We start from the raw sequence: 22,389 nt of genomic DNA, 5'->3' as shown, positions 1-22,389 counted from the left end.
ATTCTGCCTGCAGCTCACTACCGCGTTCTACTGCAGCAGATACAGCACGCCGGCGGTTGACCCGGCAGCGAGTATGCTGGAAACCACAATAATCGCAGCGGCAAGGTTCTTATTCGCCCCGAGCTGTTCAGCAATCACAAAAGAGCTCACTGCCGTGGGGCAGGCCAAAAACAGCATTGCTATCACCTGCTGTTCATACTGCATATCGAACAGGAAGTATATCGCAGCGAAGCCTGCGGCCGGCCCGATTACCACCTTTATAACAGAAGCAAGGAATGCGATATTGAAATCCGACGCCCCCCTCGAGGCCACGATATTCGCACCTATCGAGAGTATGGCAAGCGGCAGGGTCATCTGTCCGATTATCCGGCAGCTCCGCTCCACAGGCAGGGGTATCGAATCGAACAGCTGCGCATAGGCAAGCCCGCAAAGCACAGATATAATAATCGGATTCTTTATCATACGCTTGAGCACCTTCGCGGGGAAGGCGATGTCTATCTTGGCTGTCGTTGAAACCACGAGAAATATTGCAATCAGATTGAAGCTGGGCGTGAGAAGGGATATAGACAGAAGCACAAGCTCCTCGATCTCAGCAATCTTGCCTGAGCCCTGATCGGCAAACGTAAAAACGGCCAGAGGAAGACCGATAAACAGTATGTTGCCCCTGAATGCCCCCTGCAGGAATGCACCTTTGCTGGGTTTGTCCAACTTCAGCAGAAACGCAACAACTAATGCTGTTACCACAGACGCTGCCACCCCAATCATCACCACGTAATAGAGGTTTATTATATCTGCGAAGCTCTTCTCGGCAGCGGCAATCTTGTAGAAAAGGAATACCGGTATGCCCACCCAGAATACGAGCTTGTTGAGCCCTTCTGCAAGGTCGTCTGTGATAAAGTTCCAAGCCTTTAGAGCCGCTCCAAGCCCTATCATTATAAAAATGGGCGATATAATATTCAGTATATGCTGCAGGGCTTCTGAGTCCATAATACAGTTCCGTTATTCCGCAGCTATTCTGAGGTTTTCTTCTTGGCGGCAGTTTTTTTCGCAGCCTTTTTCGTGGTCTTCTTGGCTGCCTTCTTAGTTGTTTTCTTGGTTGTTTTCTTAGTCGATTTCTTGGCTGCCTTCTTTGTGCCGGAGGTTTTTCTTCCGAGGATCTCGTCAGCCTCTTCGATAGTATCAGGAGGCCAAACGCCCTCTGCCTGAAGCTCTTTGAGTTTATCGAGCATCTTGATGCTGATTATATTCCGACATCTTGGAAACTTATTACACCCAAGAAACGGCCCGCGTTTGCTCTGACGCACAACAAGCTCGCCGCTCTTACACTTATGGCATCTTATTCCCGTCGGCTCCGGCGGCGGTGCTGGCGGCAGGACATTGCCTTCCTTGTCGATCTTCATAACCGTCTTGCATTTCGGATAGTCCTCGCAGCCGAGGAACTTGCCGTAGCGGCCGGTTTTAACAACCATATCCTTACCGCAGTTCGGGCATTTGTGCCCGCTTTTCTCCTCCTTCACAGGCTTGCCGTCTGAATCGCACGGGCACGCAAATTTGCATTCGGGATACTTCGAACAGCTGAGGAATTTGCCGTTCTTCCCGAAGCGGTATTCAAGCTTCGCCCCGCATTTGGGACAGTCGTAATCGCTGGGCGTTGTTTCGGCTTTGGCGTGTTTCATCTGCTCCTGCGCCTGCTCGAGCCGACTGCTGAAAGGCCCGTAAAACTCCTCCAGCACCTTCACCCAGTCGTTGCTGTTCTCTTCGATCCCGTCGAGATTTTCCTCCATCTGACGGGTGAATGCTATATCCATAATCTCAGGGAAGAAGCCTTCAAGCTTCTCTGTTACCACAATCCCCAGATCAGTTGCACGGAGCTTCTTGTCTATCTGCTCAACGTATTTCCTGTCCTGTATTGTGGAGATAATCGATGCATACGTACTCGGCCGTCCGATGCCTTCCTTCTCCAGCGCCTTCACAAGCGAGGCTTCAGTGTATCTTGCAGGCGGCTTAGTAAAGTGCTGCTCGGGCTTTAAATCAACCGGTGCGAGCTTCTGGCCTTCCTTCATCTCGGGAAGCTGCTGCTCTGTGGAGCGGTTCTGCCAGATCTTCGTGAAGCCCTCGAAGGCGAGCATCCTGCCGGACGCCCTGAATTCGCATTCGCCAACCTCCGCCTTCGCAGATACCTTTACAGATGTGATGAACCATTTCGCAGGCGTCATCTGCGAGGCGATAAACCTCCGCCAGATGAGGTCGTAAAGCTTAAACTGCTCATCGCTCAAGTGCGGCCTTGCCTGCTGAGGCGTAATAGACGGATCGGTAGGCCTGATGGCCTCGTGAGCCTCCTGAGCGGCCTTGCTGGATGCGTAGAAATTCGGTTTCTCGGGCAGATAATCAGCCCCGAGCTGCTCACCGATATACTTGCGTCCAGCGCTTAGAGCTTCAGGCGATAGGTATGTGCTGTCGGTACGCATGTAGGTAATCAGCCCGATAGTTCCGAGCCCGCCGAGGTCAACGCCTTCGTATAGGCTCTGGGCGATTCGCATCGTGCGTTTTGCCCCGAAGCCGCTGCGGTTCGAGGCGGCCTGCTGGAGCGTGGAGGTGATAAATGGAGGCAGAGGCCGCGACCGAGATTCCTTCTTCTCAACACTGCTGACGGTAAAATCCCGTCCACTGAGAGACTGGAAGATCTCTTCGGCCTGCTGCTGGTTTTTCGCTCCGAATTTCTTCCCGCCCACTCTGGCAAGCTCGGCCTTGAAGGCGTTATGCTGTTCGAACCAGTCTGCAAGCTCAGGACGGCTGGGCTTCTTCTCGCCGGCGTTAAGCTTCTGCCAGCTCTCGGCGTATTTATGAGCTCCCTGGCCGGCGGATTCGTCTAAATCTGTTGTAAAAACCGCAGGTATGAGCCAGTACTCCTCCGGATTGAAAGCACGAATCTCCTTCTCACGCTCGGCAACTATCTTCACCGCAACAGACTGAACGCGCCCCGCACTCAAGCCTCCTGCAACCTTCTTCCAGAGCAGAGGACTTATCTGATAGCCGACGATCCTGTCGAGAATTCGCCTTGCCTGCTGGGCGTTCACCTTCGCCATATCCAGCTTGGAAGGGTCTGAGAAGGCCTGCTTGATGGAATTTTTCGTTATCGCATTGAAAACAACGCGGTATGTATGCTCTTCGGAAACGCCAAGAACCTCAGCGAGATGCCAAGCAATCGCCTCACCCTCCCGGTCGAGGTCTGTTGCCAGATACACGTTCTCGCTCTTTTTCGCAGCGCTTCTGAGCTGGCCGACCAGCTTCTTCTTGCCCGGAGTTATGTCGTAGGTAGGCTGGAAGCCGTTTTCAATATCCACGTTGATCCCCTTGCTGGGAAGGTCGCGAATATGCCCCATTGAGGCCTTAACCTCAAACTCCGAACCGAGATATTTATTTATCGTTTTCGCCTTCGCCGGCGACTCAACTATCACAAGATTTTTCATAATAGAAAGCTAAATGCCCTTCCTTTTTAGGCCTGAAAAGTTTTTTAAGGGCAGAGAAATAAGAACATTCCGGTGGTTTGTCAAGGAAATTCTAAGCCCTCAACAAGCTTTTAGGGAATGTTAAACTAATATAATACTCGCTTCAACCTGCCCTGATTCGCCTTTTCAAAGCCCATTCAAGGAATTCTGCGTTTGGCCGAGGTTATTGCACCAAACGCTTTTGCATATATAATTGCCGGAAAATCAACAAACATAATCATTGGAGAAATATATGAACAAGCTGAATATTGCAGTGATCCCGGGCGACGGGACAGGCCCTGAAGTAACAGCGGAGGCCTTGAAGGTTATACAGGCGGCGGCAGGAAAACACAACTTTGAGATAAAGACAACCGAATTCGATCTCGGCGGTCAGCGTTATCTCAGGACAGGGGAAACCCTGTCCGATGAAACCCTCGCAGAGCTTAAGGGCTATGATTCAATCCTTCTCGGAGCGATCGGAAGACCTGATATTGCCCCTGGGATTCTGGAGAAAGGCGTTTTGCTCAAGGCGAGATTCGGCCTCGATCAGTATATAAACCTTCGCCCTGTAAAGCTTTATCCGGGTGTAGAAAGCCCTGTCAAGAGCAAAGGCCCTGATGAGATAGATTATGTGGTCGTTCGTGAAAATACCGGCGGGGTTTACACCGGCACAGGCGGCAATACCCTAACCGGCACAGCAAACGAAATTGCAGTGCAGTCGAATGTGTATTCACGTTTTCAGGTGGAGCGGTGCCTGCGTTTTGCATTTGAGTATGCACGCAAAAACGGCAAGAAATCCAGAGGCGTTGGCGAGGATAATACACTTGCCTTAGTGGGCAAAACGAACGTGCTGACGTATGTTTACGGACTCTGGAACAGGGCATTCAACGAGATAGGCGAGGCTGAGTATCCCGATGTTAAGCGGGAATACTACCACGTTGATGCAGCCTGCATATATATGGTTCAGTGCCCCGAGATATTTGATGTAGTTGTAACGGGCAATATGTTCGGCGATATCATTACAGACCTCGGCGCCGCCACACAGGGCGGGCTCGGAATAGCAGCAGGCGGAAATATCAACCCTGAAGGCGTGAGTATGTTTGAACCAATCGGCGGAACAGCCCCCGCATTTACCGGCCTCGGACAGATCAACCCGCTTGCAGCAATATGCTCCGGCGCAATGATGCTCGAAACGCTCGGGGAAAGCAACGCAGGCGAGGATATCGAGAATGCTGTTAAATGGGCGACAGCCGAGAAACTCGAGAGCATGGCAGCCGGGAAGATGGGCTTTTCCACAAGCGAAGTGGGCGATATGATAGCCGATAAGGTAAGCCGAGGCTAACAAACCATCCGGCAAGAAATTGATTTTCCTCTTGAGCAGAAAAAAGAGACGCCAAATAAGGCGTCTCTTTTGCATTGACTTGAGATTTAGGGAAAACGCTTTTGCTTTCCCTTTTTTACAGCGTGGATTAGGTTGATTTAATCTGGCTGCAGATTTTATTCACCCAGTCCGGCCCGCCGGCTTTTTTCTCGGGCAGGTTCTGCATAAGGCTGAGCGTTTTGGCTTTATCCATAAACCCCTCAAGGAAGAGCAGCTGCACACTGTTGGCCGCTGCGAGGCGGTGATAATAATTCTCCGCATGGCAGGCATCTTTGAGCGTTTCGGCGGCTTCGCTGTTTTCGCCGAATCGAAGCAGGGTTTCTGCTGCCGGAATACGCACATCAAGGCTTTCATCCTTGAGCAGTTTCTGGATTGTCTGTATATGCGGACGGGCTTTTTTGCCGAGAATCAGATAGCCTGTTGCCGCCCAGTACCTGATTATCGGGCATTTATCCCCTGATGCCATCTCGAGAACTGCCATCTTCTCAGGATCGCCGTCTGAGGCGATTTCGGCTATCTCAGCAATACGCTGAATCTGATAATCCTTAGACTGAGCAAAATCGTAAATCGTTCCGTATTTTTCTGCGAGCCCCTCGAACATACCTTCGGGTATAAATCCTGTATCCCTTGTTTTTACAATCTCATTTTTCAGCTTTTCCTCGAGCTCTCTCTGCTTTGATACATACTCAACACTGTAAGCAAGATTGTTCATCTCATGAGGGTCGTCGGGAATGAAATACATCTCTCTGCCCGGCTTTTTCTGCCAGTATCTGGCTTCCTGCCAGCTGCATTTGCCCTGCTTGTACTGCTCGTACCAGAGCCCCATAATATTCTGCACACGGAAAGGATATCCGTACTGCTGCCCCCATGGGCGGTGCGGTGAGAAATTGCGTATATATCGCCATTTTTCAGTTCGCACGGCACGTACTGCATCGTATCGCTCATCCATACGGTTTCTGTAGAGATAGGCATAATCGCGTTTTGGCTGTTTATACTTCCCGAGAAAAGCCCTTCCTTCGTAGTTCTCCGGCGGCTTAACGCCCGCAAGGCTCAGAACCGTGGCGGGAAAATCTGCAAACGTTACAACATCCTCGCACCACTGCCCGGGCTCTACTGGAGCCAGATGCTTCCATTTTTCGGGGAAATACACGATAAACGGCACCCGCGTTCCTGAGTCGTGGATATTTCGCTTGCCTCGAGGCAGTGCGCCGCCGTGGTCGCCGTAGTAGAAGATGATGGTGTTTTCCGCCTCGCCGGATTTCTTGAGCTCTTCGAGCTTATCCCCGATCCACTTGTCCATAAGCGTCATATTGTCGTAGTAAACCGCAACGTTGTATCGTATTTCCTCGGTGTCCGGGTAATAAGGAGGGAGCTTCACCTCAGAGAGGCCGAGCCTCGGGGTTTTCGGTATTAGCCCTTTATCCCGCCTCTGCTTAACTCTTGCGTCGGTTATCTGCCCCTCGTGGGAGATGGTCGTATTGAAAACCGCCATAAACGGATTGCCTGCTGGTTTGTTTTTGTAATGAGCATTCCAGCTGCTCTTATCCCAAACGTTTCTGTCGCTCCAAGGGAAGTTGTAGTCTGTTTTTTTGTTGTTTGTGCAGTAGTAGCCCGCCTGCTGGAGGAGCTCACCGTAGGTTTTCAGGCCTCTGGGAATCTCCACGCTGCTTCTGTGGTTTTGAAGTCCAAGGGATGAGGCATACATACCTGTAATAAGTGTTGACCTTGCCACAGAGCATACCGGCGCGTTTGCGAATGCGTTTCTGAATCGAACACCGTTGCAGCCGAGCTTGTCGAGATTGGGTGTTTTGGCGTTTTCATCGCCGTAGCAGCCCAGATAAGGGCTGTTGTCTTCGCTGGTAAGCCAGAGAATGTTTGGTCTGTCGTTCTCAGCGGCAAATAAATTTACTCCTGAAGCCGCGAGGAAAGCTCCGAGTCCGCAGCTTTTTACAAAATGCCTTCTGTTCATATCTAAACCTTTAAATTAAAAATAAGAAAATAATTGGCCTTTACAAGTATATTGCATAAGCCGTATTTTTTTTACGCAATTTCCTTAAACTTTCTTTTTTTTATAAAAAAACGTCCTCAGAAACAAAAATCTGATTGATTATCCTTAAATTATGCAGAAATTTCTAATCTTTTCAAAAACAAGTGTTATTACTTTATAATTTTGCCGTGTTTTCAGTGAAATTGAAAAAGTTATCCTTGCATTGTTCTCAACGAAGAGTAAAACCTTTGTTTAATGGCTGATAGGCTTGCTTCAAGAGGTTTTAGTTTGTTTTTAATTTCTGTTTTTCTTGTTAAGGGTATTTTCATAATCTTCCTTCCGTTTCGGGGCTTAATATATGCCGCTGAAGAAAAAAGAACGATAAAATTGAAACTCCGGCTTGACATATTACCCGAAGGTTTATAGACTGCCTCGCTATTTCTTTGTATTATCTTACTTTATTTTTGCATTATTTTGCTATGAAAGGAGTTGTAAGATAACCTATGACTAACTCAGTTAAAGACATTATAAAAATCGGAGAATCTGTGCACGCCTCTATCCCCTCGATGAACAGGGTGATGAAGGTTGTGTTCGAGAATGCTTCCGGAAGCGAGCAGGCAGTTGAGAAGATCTGCGAGAAGATTCGCCAGCAGGCGGAAAACGGAGCAGACTACATCGAAGTGAATGTGGACGACTTCTACGCAGAGGATTCTGCCCGCGCCGAGGAGATGATGCGTCAGTTTGTTCAGCTCACTGCTGAGCACAGCCGCGGAGTGCCGGTATGCGTTGACAGCAGCAACGACGAGCTGCTTATCGCCGGCCTTGAGGCTTGGGAGCAGTCCGGAGCGGCAGGGAAACCGATGATCAATTCTGTTAAGCCGCATAGTATGGAAAGGCTCTTCGAGCTGTCTCGGGAAAAGCCCTTTGTGTTTATCGCTCTTATTATGATTGAACAGGGCAGCAGCGCAGAAGAAGACCTCGAAAAGAGCGTTTCAACAGCGGAAATGATATTCGATAAGGCAATCGAATACGGCTTTAAGCCCGAAGAAATGTATTTCGATACATCCGCATTCCCTCTGGCTATTGACCTGCCGATGAACCCCGGGCAGCCCGGAAGGACGTGGCTGGCATTCGAAACAATTAGAGCCATTAAGGGCAATCCGAAGTTTGAAGGCGTCCGCTGCTCGCTCGGGGTAAGCAACTGCTTCCGCGATTTGCCGGGGTCGAAAAATGCAATAGCAGCAGCGTATCTCGCTGTGGCCTTAGAATACGGCTTGGACGCAGGAATTGTAAACGTTTGCGGGAAGCTGCTGAAAACCGAGCCTGACAAGAACCTTACAGATATGGTAAGAAGGTTTGCCGCACTCGACGGCAGCCCCGAAAAACTCGGCGATGCTATGACAGCAATAAGCAGTTACTGCACTGAAAACAGGTAAAGGAGATTGTTATGCCTATAAAAGATTTAGTACAGAAAGGCGTTGTAATTGGGGATGGTGCTTTTGGTACGATGCTGTATCAGAAGGGCGTTTTCATCAATGCCTGCTTTGAGGAGCTAAACCTCACAAAACCGGATCTAATCAAAGCAATCCATTCTGAGTATGCCGCAGCGGGATGTGATTTCCTCGAAACCAACACCTATGCGGCAAACAGCATAAAGCTTGCCGGCTTCGGCCTTGCAGACAAGGTGGAAGAGATAAATATGCGTGGAGCGGAGCTGGCTCGTGAATGTGCGGGCGAGAGTCTTGTGGCAGGGTCTGTGGGCTCTGCCTCCACTGCAAGCGATGCTGCGGAGAGCGATAACTATCTTGATGATGTGCGCAGGGCGTATGCAGAGCAGATAGCTGCGCTTGATAAGGCCGGCGTGGATCTTCTGGTGTTTGAAACATTTGCAGATGTAAACGCCATGCTTGCGGCTCTGGATGCAGCTTCTGATAATACAGACAGGAAAATTATCGCAACCCTCCGCCCTGCCCTGAACTGGCGCGAGCGCGGGGCTGAGCGAATTAAATCCGCTCTTGCGCGAGTAGCCGAAAGGGAAAACGTATTTGCCTGCGGGTTCAACTGCGGTATGGGTCCCTCGGATATGCTTGAGCTTCTCGATGAAACCAGAGACCTTACAGACAAGCCATTCTGCATACAGCCGAATGCAGGCCTCCCTCAGAACGTTGACGGGAGGAGCATTTATATGTGCACGCCGGAATATATGGCCGAATACTCCAAGCGGATGTATGAAAAGGGCGCTGATATTATCGGCGGCTGCTGCGGAACTACCCCCGCCCACATAAGCGAGATCGCCAAGGCGGTTAAAGGCGTTTCAAAGGCAGACCAGCAGGCAAGGGTGTACAGCGTTAAGGCATCCGGGCAGGATGAAGAGCAGGAGAAACCCGTTGTTCCTCTCAAAGAGAGAAGCCTTGTGGGCAGGAAGCTGGCAAATGGCGAATTTCTAACTACCGTGGAAATCACCCCGCCGAGGTCTATTTCGCTGGAGACCACTGCTGAGAAGGCCGAAAAATGCAGAGATGCCGGCGTGGATGCTATAAATATCCCAGACGGGCCGCGTGCATCATTCAGGCAGTCTGCCCTGGCAACAGCTGTAAGAATCAAGCAGGCCGGCATTTCGCCTATCCTCCACGTATGCTCGAGGGACAAGAACATCATATCGCTTCAGTCTGATATGCTCGCCGCAGCCTCTATGGGCATAAACGATATGCTTTTTGTTACTGGCGACCCGCCTAAAGTGGGCGATTATCCGGATGCAACAGGCGTGTTTGATGTGGATGCTATCGGTATGGCAAGGATGGCGAGAATGCTCAATTCCTCCCGTGATATCGCTGGCAGCGAGGTGCCCGATGCCACAAAAATGACAATCGGGGTTGGCGTGAATCCGGGTGCAAATGATTTCGAAAGAGAAATCGAGCGTTACAAAATGAAAGTGGAGGCGGGAGCTGAATACTGCGTTACCCAGCCCGTGTTCGATTTGGATACGTTCTTCCGCTTTACAGACGCTATTAAAGGCTTCGAAATCCCTGTTATTGCAGGTATATGGCCGTTCACCAGCAAACGCAATGCTGAGTTTATGGCAAATGAAGTTCCCGGGATTGTTGTGCCTAAAGAGCTGATCGAACGAATGGGCAAGGCGGACAACAAGGAAGACGCTATTAAAACGGGAATCGAAATAGCAAGAGAATCAATTGATGCTATAAGGGATAAAATAGCAGGTCTTGCGGTGAGTGCGCCGTTTGGCAAGGTGGATTTAGCGATTTCCGTTATTCAGTAACGCTTAACAAAACTTGTAAACTCAAAAAGCCGCTGTTTGAACGATTCAGCGGCTTTTTCTTTTGCTTAGACCTAATCATTGATTATGCCCTGCGTTTTCTGATGAACGCACCTCCAAGCCCCAGAAGAGCGAGCGTTGCAGGTTCGGGGGTGATTGTAAGCTTGAAGTTTTCGCCATCGGCGAACTGCGAATCGTTTATTTCGTACGTCCCCGGGTCGAGCCCGAGCCCGGAAATAGTGCTGTTTTCAAATGTCGCAGACCCGCTTACCTGAACTATATTGTTTTCATTTATATCCGCTGACTTAAACGAGAGAACTTGAGTGTGAGATTTGGAGTCAGTATTAAATAAGGCAAAGGTATCTCCTTCAAAGCTGTCTGCAAACAAGTATTCGCCTGTCCCGAAAGAAGCAATCGTTGAGTCGAAATCGGTAATGTTAGTAAACTCATCTCCTGCCTCATAGTCAGCATATTGTATAATAGGTGAGGAGGGAAACAAAAGTGCTCCATTGCCGGATTCTGAGACGTTATGATATTCGACAGAGCCCTCTTTATTATAGAAACCGGTAAGATCGAGGCTCCCGCTGTACACTGCCAAAACATCCCCGTCCTCAGGGTATATCTCCATTATTATACCCGCACAATAAGCCTGCTGAAGGAAGGCAGGTGTAAAAACTGAAGCGAACAGTAAATTTTTCATTTTTGATACCTTTCCAAATTTATCTGCTTAAAAAAACAATAAAATGAACGTCTGCTTAGATTAACAAAGAAAAGTAAGCAATTAAAGGAAAATTACTTGAATCAAGAAAAAATTTCTTATCCCAAATTTTTTTTGTAAGAAATTCACGTTTTATCGGAATACTTAATGAAAGCAATTTTTTATTAACTTGGGCTGTTATGAAAAACGAGACTCAAAAAACCCGTCAGGAAGAGCTTACAGTCCTCTGGACAAGAGCACAAAGCGTTGTAGCGGGGTTTATTTCAACATTAGTGCCTGATTTTCAGGATGCTGATGACATCCTGCAAAATGTTGCTGTTATACTGGTAAGCAAATTCGACGAGTACGACCGGAGCCGGTCTTTCACGACCTGGGCGGTCGGGATTGCTCGAAATGAGATTTTGCGTTACTACGAAAAGGGCAAGGGCAGAGAGAAATGCCTTTCGCAGGAAGCTATAGATCAGCTTGGGAAGGCTTACTGTGAGGAAAATGAAAACATATCCAACCTCAAATCTGAGCTGAAAAGATGCGTTTCCAAGCTCAGAGGCAAATGGAAGCTCGTTGTGGAGCTGCACTACTACTCCGGATTCGCTCCCGCAAGGATAGCCCAGAAGCTTGGTATGACCACAAACAGCATTTATGTGCTTATGCACAGAATAAGGCTGGCGCTGAAAGACTGTGTTATGAAAGCTTCGGGGATTAAGTGATGAACCGCAATAACATAGAAAAACTCATAACCCTCTACCTTGTAAACAGCTCAGAGCTGTCTAGTAAGCAGCTTGAAGAGCTTTCAGGATGGATATCAGCAAGCAGGGAGAATGCGGTTTATTTTGCAAAGGCCGCCTATCTGCACAGGAACATACACGACTGTCTGTGCAGCAGCGCTATCGCTAAAGGGCTTGAGGATACTGCCGGCCTTTCATGTGACACGAATTGCTTCTCTATTCCGGCAGAAAAAAGCGAGCTGGATAAAATTGCCAGGAGCGAGGAGAAACAGCCGCCATTGCCGAAAAAGAAGCAGATTTCTCGGCAGACAAACTTAAAAGAACCGGAATTGCATAAAACAGAAAGACGATTTTCAAAAGGGCTTCTCGCTTTTGCAGTATCTGGCGTTGCGGCAGTCCTCTTTCTGGTAATATATGCGAATTTCATTCCTGTTCAGGCAGGAAAGCTGATACAAACCCATGATGTTCACTTCAGCGATGACACCAAGATTGGCGAGAATAATGAGATTTATGCAGACAGATATGTTCGCATTTTTGAGGGGATAGCAGAGTTTGAGTTTATCAGCGGTGCGAGGGCTGTTGTAGAAGGGCCTGCTGAGGTTCGCCTTACCGGCAAAAACAAGGCATTCTTGAGCTATGGAAAGTTTTTCGCTCACGTGCCTGAACGGGCCAATGGTTTTACGCTCGAAACTCAAAACTGCGATGTAGTTGATATCGGAACAGAGTTCGGCGTTGAAACGGGCATAGACGGACAGACAACTGTTCAGATGCTCAAGGGAGAAGCCAAGCTGAGCTCAAGCAGAACTCAGCAGACTATTAGCGGCAACGCTGCACGGGGACTTGATAAAAAGGGCGAGATTTCAAACATAGAGCCGAATACCTCAAAATTTGCGAGAAAAATCAATATTGGCAGTCTCGGGGTTTGGAGAGGTCAGAATATATCGATTGCGGATTTAGTTTGCGGAGGCGAGGGCTTTGGCTCCGGAAAAGGATACACCCTTTTGCCCCTCAAAGACGACTGGAAGCATATGATGGAGGCAGGAAACGTTTCCAAGGTGCAAAGAATGCCCTATCAGGTATTCAAGGAAGTTCCTGATAATAAGTATGTTGACTGCATATTCTCATCAAACGGAGAAAATGACTCCATCCAAATCACCTCTGAAGGGCTCGAAACAAAGGCCCTAAGGCTCTCGCAGGGAGATTCATTCTGGGGAATAGCTGCGGGCAAAAAGGGCTCTGAAATCCCGGTTCAGTTCAATAAGCGATTATTTACCGTGGAAAGCGAAGAGGCGGTTGTGTTTACAGCCAATCTGGGATTCACGATCGACCTTCGCAGGATAAGAAATACGGTCAGGCCTCTCGAGCTTGACAGATTCAAAAGCGGATTTGACATCAATCCGGGCGGAAAAGCTCTTGAGTCTAAGCTTGATGTATTTGTGCTTATTGATGGGGAGCCGTCATTTTCAAAGATGGAGGTTGTTCCCGAAGACAAGCAGTTTGAACTGGATATAACTATCCCTGAAGACGCCAGATATTTAACCCTCGCCCTCTGCGACGGGGGAAATTCCAACGGCGGTGACAACGGGGTGTTTATAAATCCTGAAATTGAATTGAAGTTTGAATAGCGCAAATTGCGCTGTTTGATATGTCGTTTAAATATTTTAATGTTCTTATTTTAAGGAGACCTAAATGAAAAAGCTATTAATTTTAACGCTGCTTGGCTTTGCAGCAACGGCGGGGCTATGCTCCACATTCAGCTCTGACGGAAATCTGGACTTCCCCGATGAGGTGTTCACAGACGGGATTTTGATTCAAGCTGAAAATCTGGGCAATCCCCTCAAAACCCTGGACGGAATAGGCGGTGATTTCCCGTGGACTGCAAACTACACCAATACAACCCAAAACGGGGTTTGGTTTGACGACCCTGTTGACGGGGCAAAGTACGACAACAGCTACGACGCTTCAGCCAATGATGTAGTTAAGAACGTTATCAGCTCAGGACTGAAATCCGGCTGGAACGGCTCTGTAACTATTACACTTGAAGATCTCGAAGTTGGTTCAGACTATCGGATTCAGGTTTTGGTAGGTCCGAGCTGGAGCTGGTGCGGATATTACCTTATCCTCCCTGTTGACGAAGACGGAGATACGCTTCTGGACTCAGCATTTGATGGCGGCAGCAGCGGGGATACAGCAGACATCATCCGGGGAACTTGGACAGCTCAGTCAGCAGAAGAGACAGTGGAAATAGATTTTAACGACGGCGACGGCTCTCAGGGGTTTGTAATGGGATTTGTTCTGCATAAAATGGTTCCTGAAACCTCAACAGCTCATAATCCAAGCCCTGAATACGGGGCAGCAAATATGGAAACTGATCTGACACTAAGCTGGAGCAAGGCTCTTGATCAGCAGACAAGCCTTCCGAGAACCGACATCACCGACCACTTTGTTTATGTTCATACAGAGCCGAATATGCCTGCAGGCGGGCTTACCCCGACCACAGTTGCTGATTCAGGCGGAACATTTACAACCTACAATGTTACAGACCTCTCTAATACTACAGATTACTACTGGAGGGTTGATGAATCCGTGAACGGCTCTGCAGCAGGCGATCCTGAAACAATCACAGGCCCATGGTGGAAATTTACGACTAAATCAGGCGCTCCTACTGTTACAACGCAGCCCGAGCCGAGATACTATACAGCCCCGGGCGAAGATACCGTTATAGCATTCGAGCATAAGGATGTAACTGGGTTCCAGTGGTACAAGTATGTTGACGGCGTTTCAGATACTGCCCTCGCGGACGGAGCAGACTACTCAGGCACAACCACCGATACGCTCACAATCCTTGATACTCAGCTTGCAGACGAAAGCGAGTACTACTGTGTTATCAGCGGCGACGGCCCAGACGTACAAACCGATAATGCCAAGGTTTGGACAGAACGCCTCTGGGCATACTATCAGTTCGAAGGCGACCTTACAGACAGCTCGCCAAGCGGCTACGACCTTACACCAAGCCAGCCTACATACCAATTCGGTGCCGGCCTTGGAGGCGGGTCTGCCCTCGAAACTACTCTCGAAGGCGATAACGCCTCGTACTACTTCGATCCAACTGAAACTCTCGATCAATATACAGTGATGATGTGGGCAAAGGCATCAGATGCTGAAGCCATTGGCGATTTCGATGCTGTTATAAACAACGGCGATTTCCAGCTTGGATACTATGAAGGCGATGTTGCAGGTGTGGAAGATATTTCAGAATGGTTCCATGTAGCACTCGTTCACGACGGCGAGTTTTCAAGGGTATTCGGCAATGGAACGCTCAACAACGAAAATGAGAACTTCGAAGGCGATTTTGAAAAGATTCAGATTCTTCACAACCGTGCCGAGGACAATACCTTTATCGGCCTTGCTGATGAAGTGAAGATCTACAACTACGCCCTCAGCGACGAAGAGATTGCTCAGGAGTATATCGATGTTGCCGGCGGGACGACCTGTCTGTATCCGCTCGAGTACGACGTGAACGACGACTGCAAGATAACTCTTGTTGATTTTGTTCAGTACGCTATGGAATGGAAAGATTGCGGACTTTACCCTGCATCTGCGTGCAGCGAGTAATGTTTGAGCAGTATAAGTTAAAAATGTAATTTAAATATCAGGAGAATCTAATGAAAAGATATATAATTTTAATGATGGCTCTAATGCTGGCTCTGCCCGCTTTTGGTGCAACGGGAACTTTTGATGTAACAAAGAACGCTGATCTTTCCAGTCTTGTCTCGACTGAAGGTGCATTCGAAAGAGCTCATAATATGGGTGTTTTCAATGAAGACGGAGAAGCACCTCAGATGGGATTTATCAGCGGCGTTCCGTTTACAGTAAATGACGAAAATGTAACGTTGGTTGAGCCCATTGATTATTCGCTGCCCAACCCTCAGCCTGCGCAGACTGGATACGCACTCAATGTTGCAAAGTCCGGTTATCAAGGCTGGAAAGACTTCCGGTCTGTTTCAGAAGATATAGACGGCTTGGAAATTGGCGCGCAATACAGGCTTGAAGTGTACTATATGTATCACTGGAGCTGGGATTGTAAAACCGGCCTCACTGTTACTCTTCCTTCTACTGGAGACCAGTATCAGAAGAGAGAGCATAGTAATGGCGGCCAGACTTATCTTGCCGAGCAAGGCTTTGTTTGGACAACAGAAGCAGCTGATGATACCAACTCCGATGGATATGCGGAAATTTCTTTCAAATTCAGCGGGCATTTGCTAAGAAGCAACGATCAGGACAGAGGGCATCTGATTGGCTACCAAATCAGAAGAATCGATCAGAATGTTGCGGGTATCGTATCACCTTCAAGAGCCGAAAATCTCGTGCCTGTTGATACAGAGCTGCACTGGATAAGCACTGAGACGGGTGTTGAGTCTTACAATGTTCACTACGTTGATGCCTCTTTGAGCACAACAAACGAACCGAATGCTATTGACCTCTACGGAACAACGGAAAACGTTGCCTACACAGACGGCAACGAATCGCTTATTCCTTCAGAGAGTCTTGATAACGACACCAGATACTTCTGGAGAGTTGATCAGGTGCTTACAGGCGGGGATGTTATTAAAGGTGATGTTTGGACATTCACAACAACTCCGCTTTCACCTGTAATAACCGATCAGCCGGATGATACAACCATTAATCCGTATGAAACGGCAACATTCTCCGTAGCAGGTACTAATGTAACTGGCTATCAGTGGTACAAGTATGTTGACGGCGGCGAGGATCAGATGCTCGTTGACGGGGCAAGGTTCTCAGGAACTGATACATCCGAGCTGACAATTTCAGACGTTATATACTCAGATGAGGCTCAGTACTACTGCGTTCTCACTGGCCCGGCAGAACCTCCAGCCCAGACGAACAATGCTTCGCTCACTGTGAACGTTGATACTCAGGGCTACACTACTGTTGCTGAAGGCGAAACTGGAATTATCGAAACTACAGAGCTCGACGGCGCAAGCTATCAGTGGTACAAGTATGTTGACGGCGTTTCAGATATCACCCTGACAGACGGTGCGGACTATTCAGGTACGCAGACCTATAAGCTCTCTGTGCTGGATTTCTCAGCAGCAGATGAAGGAGAATACTACTGCGTTATTACTGATGCAATCCACTCCTCCAAGGCAAGCGGTAATTCTGAGCTCGATATGAAAGAACTGCTCGCTCATTATAAGCTCGAAGCAGACGGCACAGATGAGACCGGAAACTATCCTCTTACAGCTGAAGGCGGAGATCCGAATTCTTTTGAAAGGTTCGCCGGCAACAACGCCCTCCACTTCAACGACTCTAACTACCTTGATAATCAGTTTGCTGAAGAGCAGGTCTTCCAGAACTTCTCGGTTTCCATCTGGGCTAAGACCTCAGAAGTTGTTCAGCCTGGCTTTACTGGTTTCTTCAACAACGACAGCAGCGGAAACGATTTCCAGCTTGAATGCGATGATGGAACTTGGGAATACAACGGAACTGGCGGAAGCCTTGTTTTAGCTGATGTATATCCCGATGAGTGGATCCATATTGTAATGTGCTGCAATGGCTCAAGTACAACCTTCTACGTAAACGGCGTTTATGAAGGATGGTCAGGCTCTGCTGCTAATAATTTCGGAAGCATCAGCGTTGGATCAAACAGGAGCAGGGTTATATTGTTTACGGGCGATATTGACGAAGTTAAAATCTTTAACTATGTCCTCAGCCCCGAAGAGGTTATAGACCTCACAAACTACGACCCTGATGCGAATGTGGTTCAATGCATCGAAAGGCCGGAATTCGATATCACCGGACCTGAAGGCGTTCCGGACTGCAAGCAGGATATTTATGACCTGAGAGAACTTATGGTTGAATGGCTGGAAGACAACAACTATCCGCAAAGCTAATAGCTTTCAGTAATTGAAAGCCTCCGAATTGAAGGCGGAAGGATATCAGTCCTTCCGCCTTTTTCATTCACGCATTAAATCAAACGCAGTTAATAAATGCAGCTCAAAGCGGGTGAAAGATTTTAATCCTGCTTTAAAACTCGAAAACCAGTATCGCTGACTGTATTCTCAGGCCGGTCGCAGTATGTATTTGAAACAGAGCAGCTTTCTCTGTCGTAGCTGAACCAGCCCCCGCCTACTGCAATCTGCCCGCCGTCTCCGCATACGCTCTGCGTCCATTCCCATACGTTTCCTGCCATATCGCACAACCCGTATCCGAAGGCGGGGTAATAGCCTGCCGGTGTGGTGTAGGGATAGTCTGAAAGGCCGAGCGGGTTTGTCCGGCTGTAATTGGCTTTGGAATAGCTTATTTCTTCTCCGCAGCCAAAATTAAATGAGCCTTGATAATCGCCAACCCCTTCCCACTGGTCTTTCGTGGGCAGGCTGAATCCGTAAAAATCGCAGAAAGCCTTCGCCCCGTACCAGCTTACCTCTGTTACCGGGTGGTCGCCCATATCGAAGCCTTCGCGGCCTGGAACGTAAAAATAGCCCGAAGAAAAGGTTATCTGGGCATTCGAGCCGCTCATATCATAGTAAATCCGGCCTGAATAACCCCCGCCTGCAGCGTAAACCTGCTCTTCGAGAATCTCTACAGCTCCTTGTGCATAGGCCTCATTGAGAAAATCGCAGTATTGCGAGTTGGTGGTTTCATATTTGCTCATATAGCCGGTGAAGTTCGGGTCGCTGATGAAAACCCAATGCATACCGCTAACCCTGTTTTGATTCCTTGTAGAGACAGTAAGAGCCACCGAATCGCCCGAGGCAACTGTCCTGCCTGCAAGGGGATACTGGCTGATTACTGTCCCGTCCGGAAATGATAAGCTGTGCTGCAGGGATAATGAGCCGATCCGCAGGCCGGCAGAGAGCAGCAGGTTTTCAGCCTCATTCTGTTCAAGGCCGAAAACAGCCGGCATTTCTAAATAGGGTGTTTCAAGCCAGTGAAGAGCAAGCTGAGAAAAATCGGTTATATCTACAATCTCATCGCCGTTCAGGTCGTATTTTGTATTCCATTGACTGAAAGATGGCACGCTTAAGCACAGGATTGCGATAAAAAGTAAAATATTTTTAGATAACTGCATAGCCTTTCCTTAGATAAAAACATACTAACTCAAAAATTACATTGACAGCTTTCATTTATTAAAATGATTCTAAATAGCGCATTTTTTCAAAAAACTTTTACTCGCCGAATTAATATTACCATCTTTTTTTACACGAGACAAACCTAAAAGCTTAGCGGAATATCAATTCATTCTGCCCTTATGAGTGGTTCACAAAGTTGAGGTTTTCAAAGCGGGAATATTTTTGTGGTTGAATTTGCAGCTCAAAAATTCATAATGCCCCACTGAATTAATAATATAGGCAAATAATAGCTGAGAAGCTAATAGGAGCAGAAATGGCAAAAGTAAGACTTCAAAAAATACTTGCTGATGCAGGTATAGCATCAAGGCGCAAATGCGAAGAAATTATCCTCGAAGGCGATGTTAGGGTAAATCGGGAGGTGGTTGACCAGCTCCCAGCATTCGCAGACCCCGAGACTGACCGAATCACCTATATGGGCAGGAAGATTCGCAGCGAAACAAAGGTTTATTTCCTTTTGAACAAGCCCAAAGGTGTTTTATGCACCAGCAGCGACCCTCTTAATCGGAAAAAAGCGATAGATTTCGTGCCGGTTAAGCAGAGGGTTTTCTGCGTAGGCCGGCTCGACAAGCAAACCACCGGCGCAATCATAATCACAAACGACAGCGAGCTTGCCAACCGGCTCACTCACCCCAGATACGAGCTCCCGAAAACTTATGAGATCCTCGTAAAGGGGCAGCTCGACGGCGAATCAATCGAAAAGCTCAAAAAAGGCATCTGGCTCAGCGAGGGCAAAACTAAACGCTCAATTATAAAAGTACTTCACCGCGGCCCGAATGAAACGCTTCTGGAGATGACCATCTTTCAGGGTAAAAACAGGCAGGTCAGAAGAATGCTTGCAAGGCTGGATTTCAAGGTGAAAAGGCTCAAGCGAACGAAGATTGGAAATATCAGCCTTAAGGGAGTGGGTATTGGGAATTTCAAACAGCTTACCGGCAAACAGATTACTTACCTTCGCAAGGCAACCAAGCTGGAGGAGAGGAAAGAGCAGAAATGAGAACTTTCGTGGCTGTAGTTCCTTATCCAGAGGTGCTTGATAAGATAGACAAGGTGCAGAAAAGAATTGCTCCAGAGCTGGAGCATTTCCGCAGTGATATAAAGTGGGTGAGGCCGCAGGATGCCCATATCACGCTTGCTTTTCTCGGAGAAGTGGACGATAACCACCTGCAGAGCGTCTGCGATATCGTTAGAACAAGCGTTACCGGAAGGACAGATTTCACGATCTCTGTTCAGGGCACGGGAACTTTCGGAAAAAACGCCCATACATTCTGGGCAGGCCTGACACAGGGAGCAGAACAGATGAAGGCTCTGCGGGAAGCAGTTTGCACGCCGCTGGCTGAGAAGGGCTTTTTCAGCCCTTCGAAAAGATTCGAACCGCATATCACTCTTGCCAGAATCAAATCTCCGCGTCCCGGGCGAATTATAAAAAGCATAGACCGCTCACTCAAAAAGCAGTCTTTCGGCAGCTGCCCAGTGGAAAGCGTATGCGTTTTTACAAGCGAGCTAACGAAGAAAGGCCCCAAATACACCGTTGCAGCTCAGTACTTCTTTGCAAAGCCCCGATAATACATAATGCCCTATCTGCGATCGCTTTAATATCTGATTAGCTTTTTGATAATTATTTCAATAATCAGGTAATAATACGTATTGTTTCGGGCGATTGAGTGGTTATAATGAGGTTAAGATGAAGTGTAAAAATATACTTTCCGTAAGTGTAAAGAGGGAGAGCCGAAAGAGATGAAAAGTTTGGTTTTAATCATTTTCTCGATGCTGTGCTGCAATGCTTCTGCAGCGTTTCAGTATCTAGATTTTCTTGGCGTTGAGCCGACAGAATCGCTTAAGTGTGAAGTCCCTGAAGAAGTATATGATGGTGGTGATTTTCAAACTGGAACGCACGTTTGGAAGGGCGACGGTCAGTATATAACTCCGGGCAGCTGTGTAGAATTTTATCAGAATGCAGGGCCTTATGGTGAAGGCGATTCTCAGGAGCTGGTAGTGCAGGAAGCGCTTAATCCGCTGGACTATGATGAATATACACAGCTGGTGATGAGGAGAGTTGGTTACGTATCAGATCAGCTGTACAAGAATATATTTGATAAAAGCACCGAAGTTCCCGATACTGGGCCTAATGTTACTGAAAGACAGGTTTACGGCTGCGCTGTTCAGCTGCTTGTATGGGAGATAAATTTCGAAACAAATCACGACAGCTACAGCCTTACCGAGGGCGAATTCACAGCAACTGCTTCCGGGAGCCAGTACGGCAACTGGTCAGATGAAATAACAGATATGATTATCCCCGTCTTCAACCAATTAGCTGCTCAGGCGGTTAATACCCCCTCAGACTACTTGCCTCAAGGCACTGTTTACGTGCCCGTCAAAAGCGGAAAGGATTATCAGGATTTTATCACTGTAATCGTTCCCGAGCCTGCAACACTCGCAATTCTCAGCATCGGCGCAGTTTTTATGAGAAAGAGAAAGATTTTATAAAAGCACCCTGATTATATATCTGACGCTTCTTTTTGAACCTTTGAGAAGGCCGCTTGGGCTGATATTGAAATCTGCACCATCGCCGCAAAGCTTAAAATACATATCGAGAGATTTTCAAAGCCTTTATAACCCGGCCGCGGCTAAAATTTAACGGCTTCAATCCTTTGTTATTATCTCTGAAAACGGGAAATTTAAGCTGACAATCTCATTAAATCACGAAAGTCTCTATATCTGCAAAAGTTTTTTTGGCGCAAAGCAAACAAAATCACTCAAAGGGCATATATACTGTTGACATACAAAAATCAATAATTATAAATTTCATTTTCAGCAGTTCTGTAACCTGCTGGATTTTACGGCTTTGAGTCGTTAATGTGCAAATCAGAGCCGGCTTTTTTTCAGCGGCAGAAAGTTTGAGATAATTTTCTGCGGGTAAAAAGTTTAAACGATTTTATGGAGTCTATATTTATGATCAAAGTAGAAGAGCTTCGTCGCACATTTGGCCCCATAGTCGCAGTGGATTCAATCTCGTTCGAGGTTGAAAAAGGCGAGGTTCTGGGCTTTCTTGGCCCGAACGGAGCAGGCAAGAGCACGGCTATGAAGATGATCACCTGCTTTTTAGAGCCAGACAGCGGCACAGCAAGTGTCTGCGGCTGCGATATCATCAAATCACCAGTTGAAGCGAGAAAGAAAATGGGGTATCTCGCTGAGAGCGCGCCGGCATACAACGAGATGACGGTAAGCGGCTTTCTCAATTTCATCTGCGATGCCCGAGAGATCAAAGGCCGAAGCAGGCAGGATGCGGTTGAGAGAGTTGTTAATATGTGCTCAATTGAAGAAGTTTACCATCAAACAATAGAAACCCTCTCCAAGGGCTATAAGCGACGTGTAGGGCTTGCACAAGCCCTCATCCACGACCCTGAAGTGCTTATCCTCGATGAGCCCACCGACGGGCTGGATCCAAATCAGAAGCACGAAGTTCGAGAGCTTATCAACTCAATGGCCAAAGAAAAGGCCACAATAATCTCCACCCACATCCTTGAAGAGGTGGAGGCGGTTTGCTCGAGAACGATAATCATCGACAAGGGCAAGATCCTCGTTGATTCAACGCCGGACGGGCTCAAGCAGGAGCATAACTGCGGCCTTGATGAAGTATTCCGTAAGATAACAATGTAAATGGA

16 protein-coding genes are annotated in these 22,389 nt (G+C 47.9%); 11 read left to right on the top strand and 5 right to left on the bottom strand.

Annotated elements, in window-relative coordinates; genetic code table 11:
- Nucleotides 1–27: 27 nt before the first annotated feature.
- Both L21SP3_RS00265 and topA read right to left on the bottom strand, forming a co-directional pair.
- The gene (locus L21SP3_RS00265) at nucleotides 28–987 is read right to left on the bottom strand and encodes an AEC family transporter (RefSeq protein ID WP_077538400.1); all 960 of its coding nucleotides are present in this window, start codon (nucleotides 985–987) and stop codon (nucleotides 28–30) included.
- Nucleotides 988–1,010: 23 nt separating this feature from the next.
- On the bottom strand, nucleotides 1,011–3,470 hold the full coding sequence (gene topA, locus L21SP3_RS00260) for a type I DNA topoisomerase (protein WP_118084492.1): 2,460 nt from the start codon (nucleotides 3,468–3,470) through the stop codon (nucleotides 1,011–1,013).
- 271 nt (nucleotides 3,471–3,741) lie between these two features.
- On the opposite strand from topA, the gene L21SP3_RS00255 reads away from it, so the two are divergent.
- The gene (locus L21SP3_RS00255) at nucleotides 3,742–4,830 is read left to right on the top strand and encodes a 3-isopropylmalate dehydrogenase (protein WP_077538395.1); all 1,089 of its coding nucleotides are present in this window, start codon (nucleotides 3,742–3,744) and stop codon (nucleotides 4,828–4,830) included.
- Between the two features lie 127 nt (nucleotides 4,831–4,957).
- On the opposite strand, the gene L21SP3_RS00250 is transcribed toward L21SP3_RS00255, so the two are convergent.
- Entirely contained in the window at nucleotides 4,958–6,838 is a 1,881-nt protein-coding gene (locus tag L21SP3_RS00250) for a sulfatase-like hydrolase/transferase (RefSeq protein WP_077538393.1), read from the bottom strand.
- A gap of 521 nt (nucleotides 6,839–7,359) precedes the next feature.
- Between L21SP3_RS00250 and L21SP3_RS00245 the strand changes: the two genes are divergently transcribed.
- Both L21SP3_RS00245 and L21SP3_RS00240 read left to right on the top strand, forming a co-directional pair.
- On the top strand, nucleotides 7,360–8,292 hold the full coding sequence (locus L21SP3_RS00245; protein ID WP_077538391.1) for a dihydropteroate synthase: 933 nt from the start codon (nucleotides 7,360–7,362) through the stop codon (nucleotides 8,290–8,292).
- 11 nt (nucleotides 8,293–8,303) lie between these two features.
- Complete coding sequence (locus L21SP3_RS00240; protein WP_077538389.1) at nucleotides 8,304–10,133, top strand: bifunctional homocysteine S-methyltransferase/methylenetetrahydrofolate reductase; 1,830 nt, start codon at nucleotides 8,304–8,306, stop codon at nucleotides 10,131–10,133.
- Nucleotides 10,134–10,215: 82 nt separating this feature from the next.
- Here L21SP3_RS00240 and L21SP3_RS00235 read toward each other — a convergent pair whose 3' ends face one another.
- Entirely contained in the window at nucleotides 10,216–10,830 is a 615-nt protein-coding gene (locus L21SP3_RS00235; protein WP_077538387.1) for a PEP-CTERM sorting domain-containing protein, read from the bottom strand.
- A 197-nt stretch (nucleotides 10,831–11,027) separates the two neighbouring features.
- Here L21SP3_RS00235 and L21SP3_RS00230 point away from each other — a divergent pair, with 197 nt between their 5' ends.
- The 4 genes from L21SP3_RS00230 to L21SP3_RS00215 all read left to right on the top strand — a co-directional run bounded on the left by L21SP3_RS00230 (nucleotide 11,028) and on the right by L21SP3_RS00215 (nucleotide 17,488).
- Complete coding sequence (locus tag L21SP3_RS00230) at nucleotides 11,028–11,555, top strand: sigma-70 family RNA polymerase sigma factor (protein WP_077538385.1); 528 nt, start codon at nucleotides 11,028–11,030, stop codon at nucleotides 11,553–11,555.
- Nucleotides 11,555–13,198 (top strand): FecR family protein, encoded by a 1,644-nt coding sequence (locus tag L21SP3_RS00225; RefSeq protein ID WP_077538383.1) that lies wholly within the window; start codon nucleotides 11,555–11,557, stop codon nucleotides 13,196–13,198. The genes L21SP3_RS00230 and L21SP3_RS00225 overlap by 1 nt, the downstream gene beginning before the upstream one ends.
- A gap of 64 nt (nucleotides 13,199–13,262) precedes the next feature.
- On the top strand, nucleotides 13,263–15,188 hold the full coding sequence (locus L21SP3_RS00220) for a LamG-like jellyroll fold domain-containing protein (protein ID WP_077538381.1): 1,926 nt from the start codon (nucleotides 13,263–13,265) through the stop codon (nucleotides 15,186–15,188).
- Between the two features lie 50 nt (nucleotides 15,189–15,238).
- A complete protein-coding gene (locus L21SP3_RS00215; RefSeq protein ID WP_077538379.1) occupies nucleotides 15,239–17,488 on the top strand; it encodes a LamG-like jellyroll fold domain-containing protein in 2,250 nt (749 codons plus the stop codon).
- A gap of 122 nt (nucleotides 17,489–17,610) precedes the next feature.
- Here L21SP3_RS00215 and L21SP3_RS00210 read toward each other — a convergent pair whose 3' ends face one another.
- Nucleotides 17,611–18,666, bottom strand: coding sequence for an SUMF1/EgtB/PvdO family nonheme iron enzyme (locus tag L21SP3_RS00210; RefSeq protein WP_077538377.1), 1,056 nt, complete (start codon nucleotides 18,664–18,666; stop codon nucleotides 17,611–17,613).
- A 314-nt stretch (nucleotides 18,667–18,980) separates the two neighbouring features.
- Here L21SP3_RS00210 and L21SP3_RS00205 point away from each other — a divergent pair, with 314 nt between their 5' ends.
- The 4 genes from L21SP3_RS00205 (at nucleotide 18,981) to L21SP3_RS00190 (ending at nucleotide 22,384) form a co-directional block, all read left to right on the top strand.
- Nucleotides 18,981–19,721 (top strand): pseudouridine synthase, encoded by a 741-nt coding sequence (locus L21SP3_RS00205; RefSeq protein WP_077538375.1) that lies wholly within the window; start codon nucleotides 18,981–18,983, stop codon nucleotides 19,719–19,721.
- Entirely contained in the window at nucleotides 19,718–20,290 is a 573-nt protein-coding gene (gene thpR, locus L21SP3_RS00200; RefSeq protein ID WP_077538373.1) for an RNA 2',3'-cyclic phosphodiesterase, read from the top strand. The genes L21SP3_RS00205 and thpR overlap by 4 nt, the downstream gene beginning before the upstream one ends.
- A gap of 171 nt (nucleotides 20,291–20,461) precedes the next feature.
- Nucleotides 20,462–21,211 (top strand): PEP-CTERM sorting domain-containing protein, encoded by a 750-nt coding sequence (locus tag L21SP3_RS00195; RefSeq protein ID WP_077538371.1) that lies wholly within the window; start codon nucleotides 20,462–20,464, stop codon nucleotides 21,209–21,211.
- 465 nt (nucleotides 21,212–21,676) lie between these two features.
- Nucleotides 21,677–22,384 (top strand): ABC transporter ATP-binding protein, encoded by a 708-nt coding sequence (locus L21SP3_RS00190; RefSeq protein WP_077538369.1) that lies wholly within the window; start codon nucleotides 21,677–21,679, stop codon nucleotides 22,382–22,384.
- Nucleotides 22,385–22,389 lie beyond the last annotated feature (5 nt).

Source organism: Sedimentisphaera cyanobacteriorum (assembly GCF_001997385.1).
GTDB classification, from domain to species: domain Bacteria; phylum Planctomycetota; class Phycisphaerae; order Sedimentisphaerales; family Sedimentisphaeraceae; genus Sedimentisphaera; species Sedimentisphaera cyanobacteriorum.
Note: the sequence above shows the minus strand (reverse complement) of the source record. Positions and strands in the feature narration are given on the sequence as shown.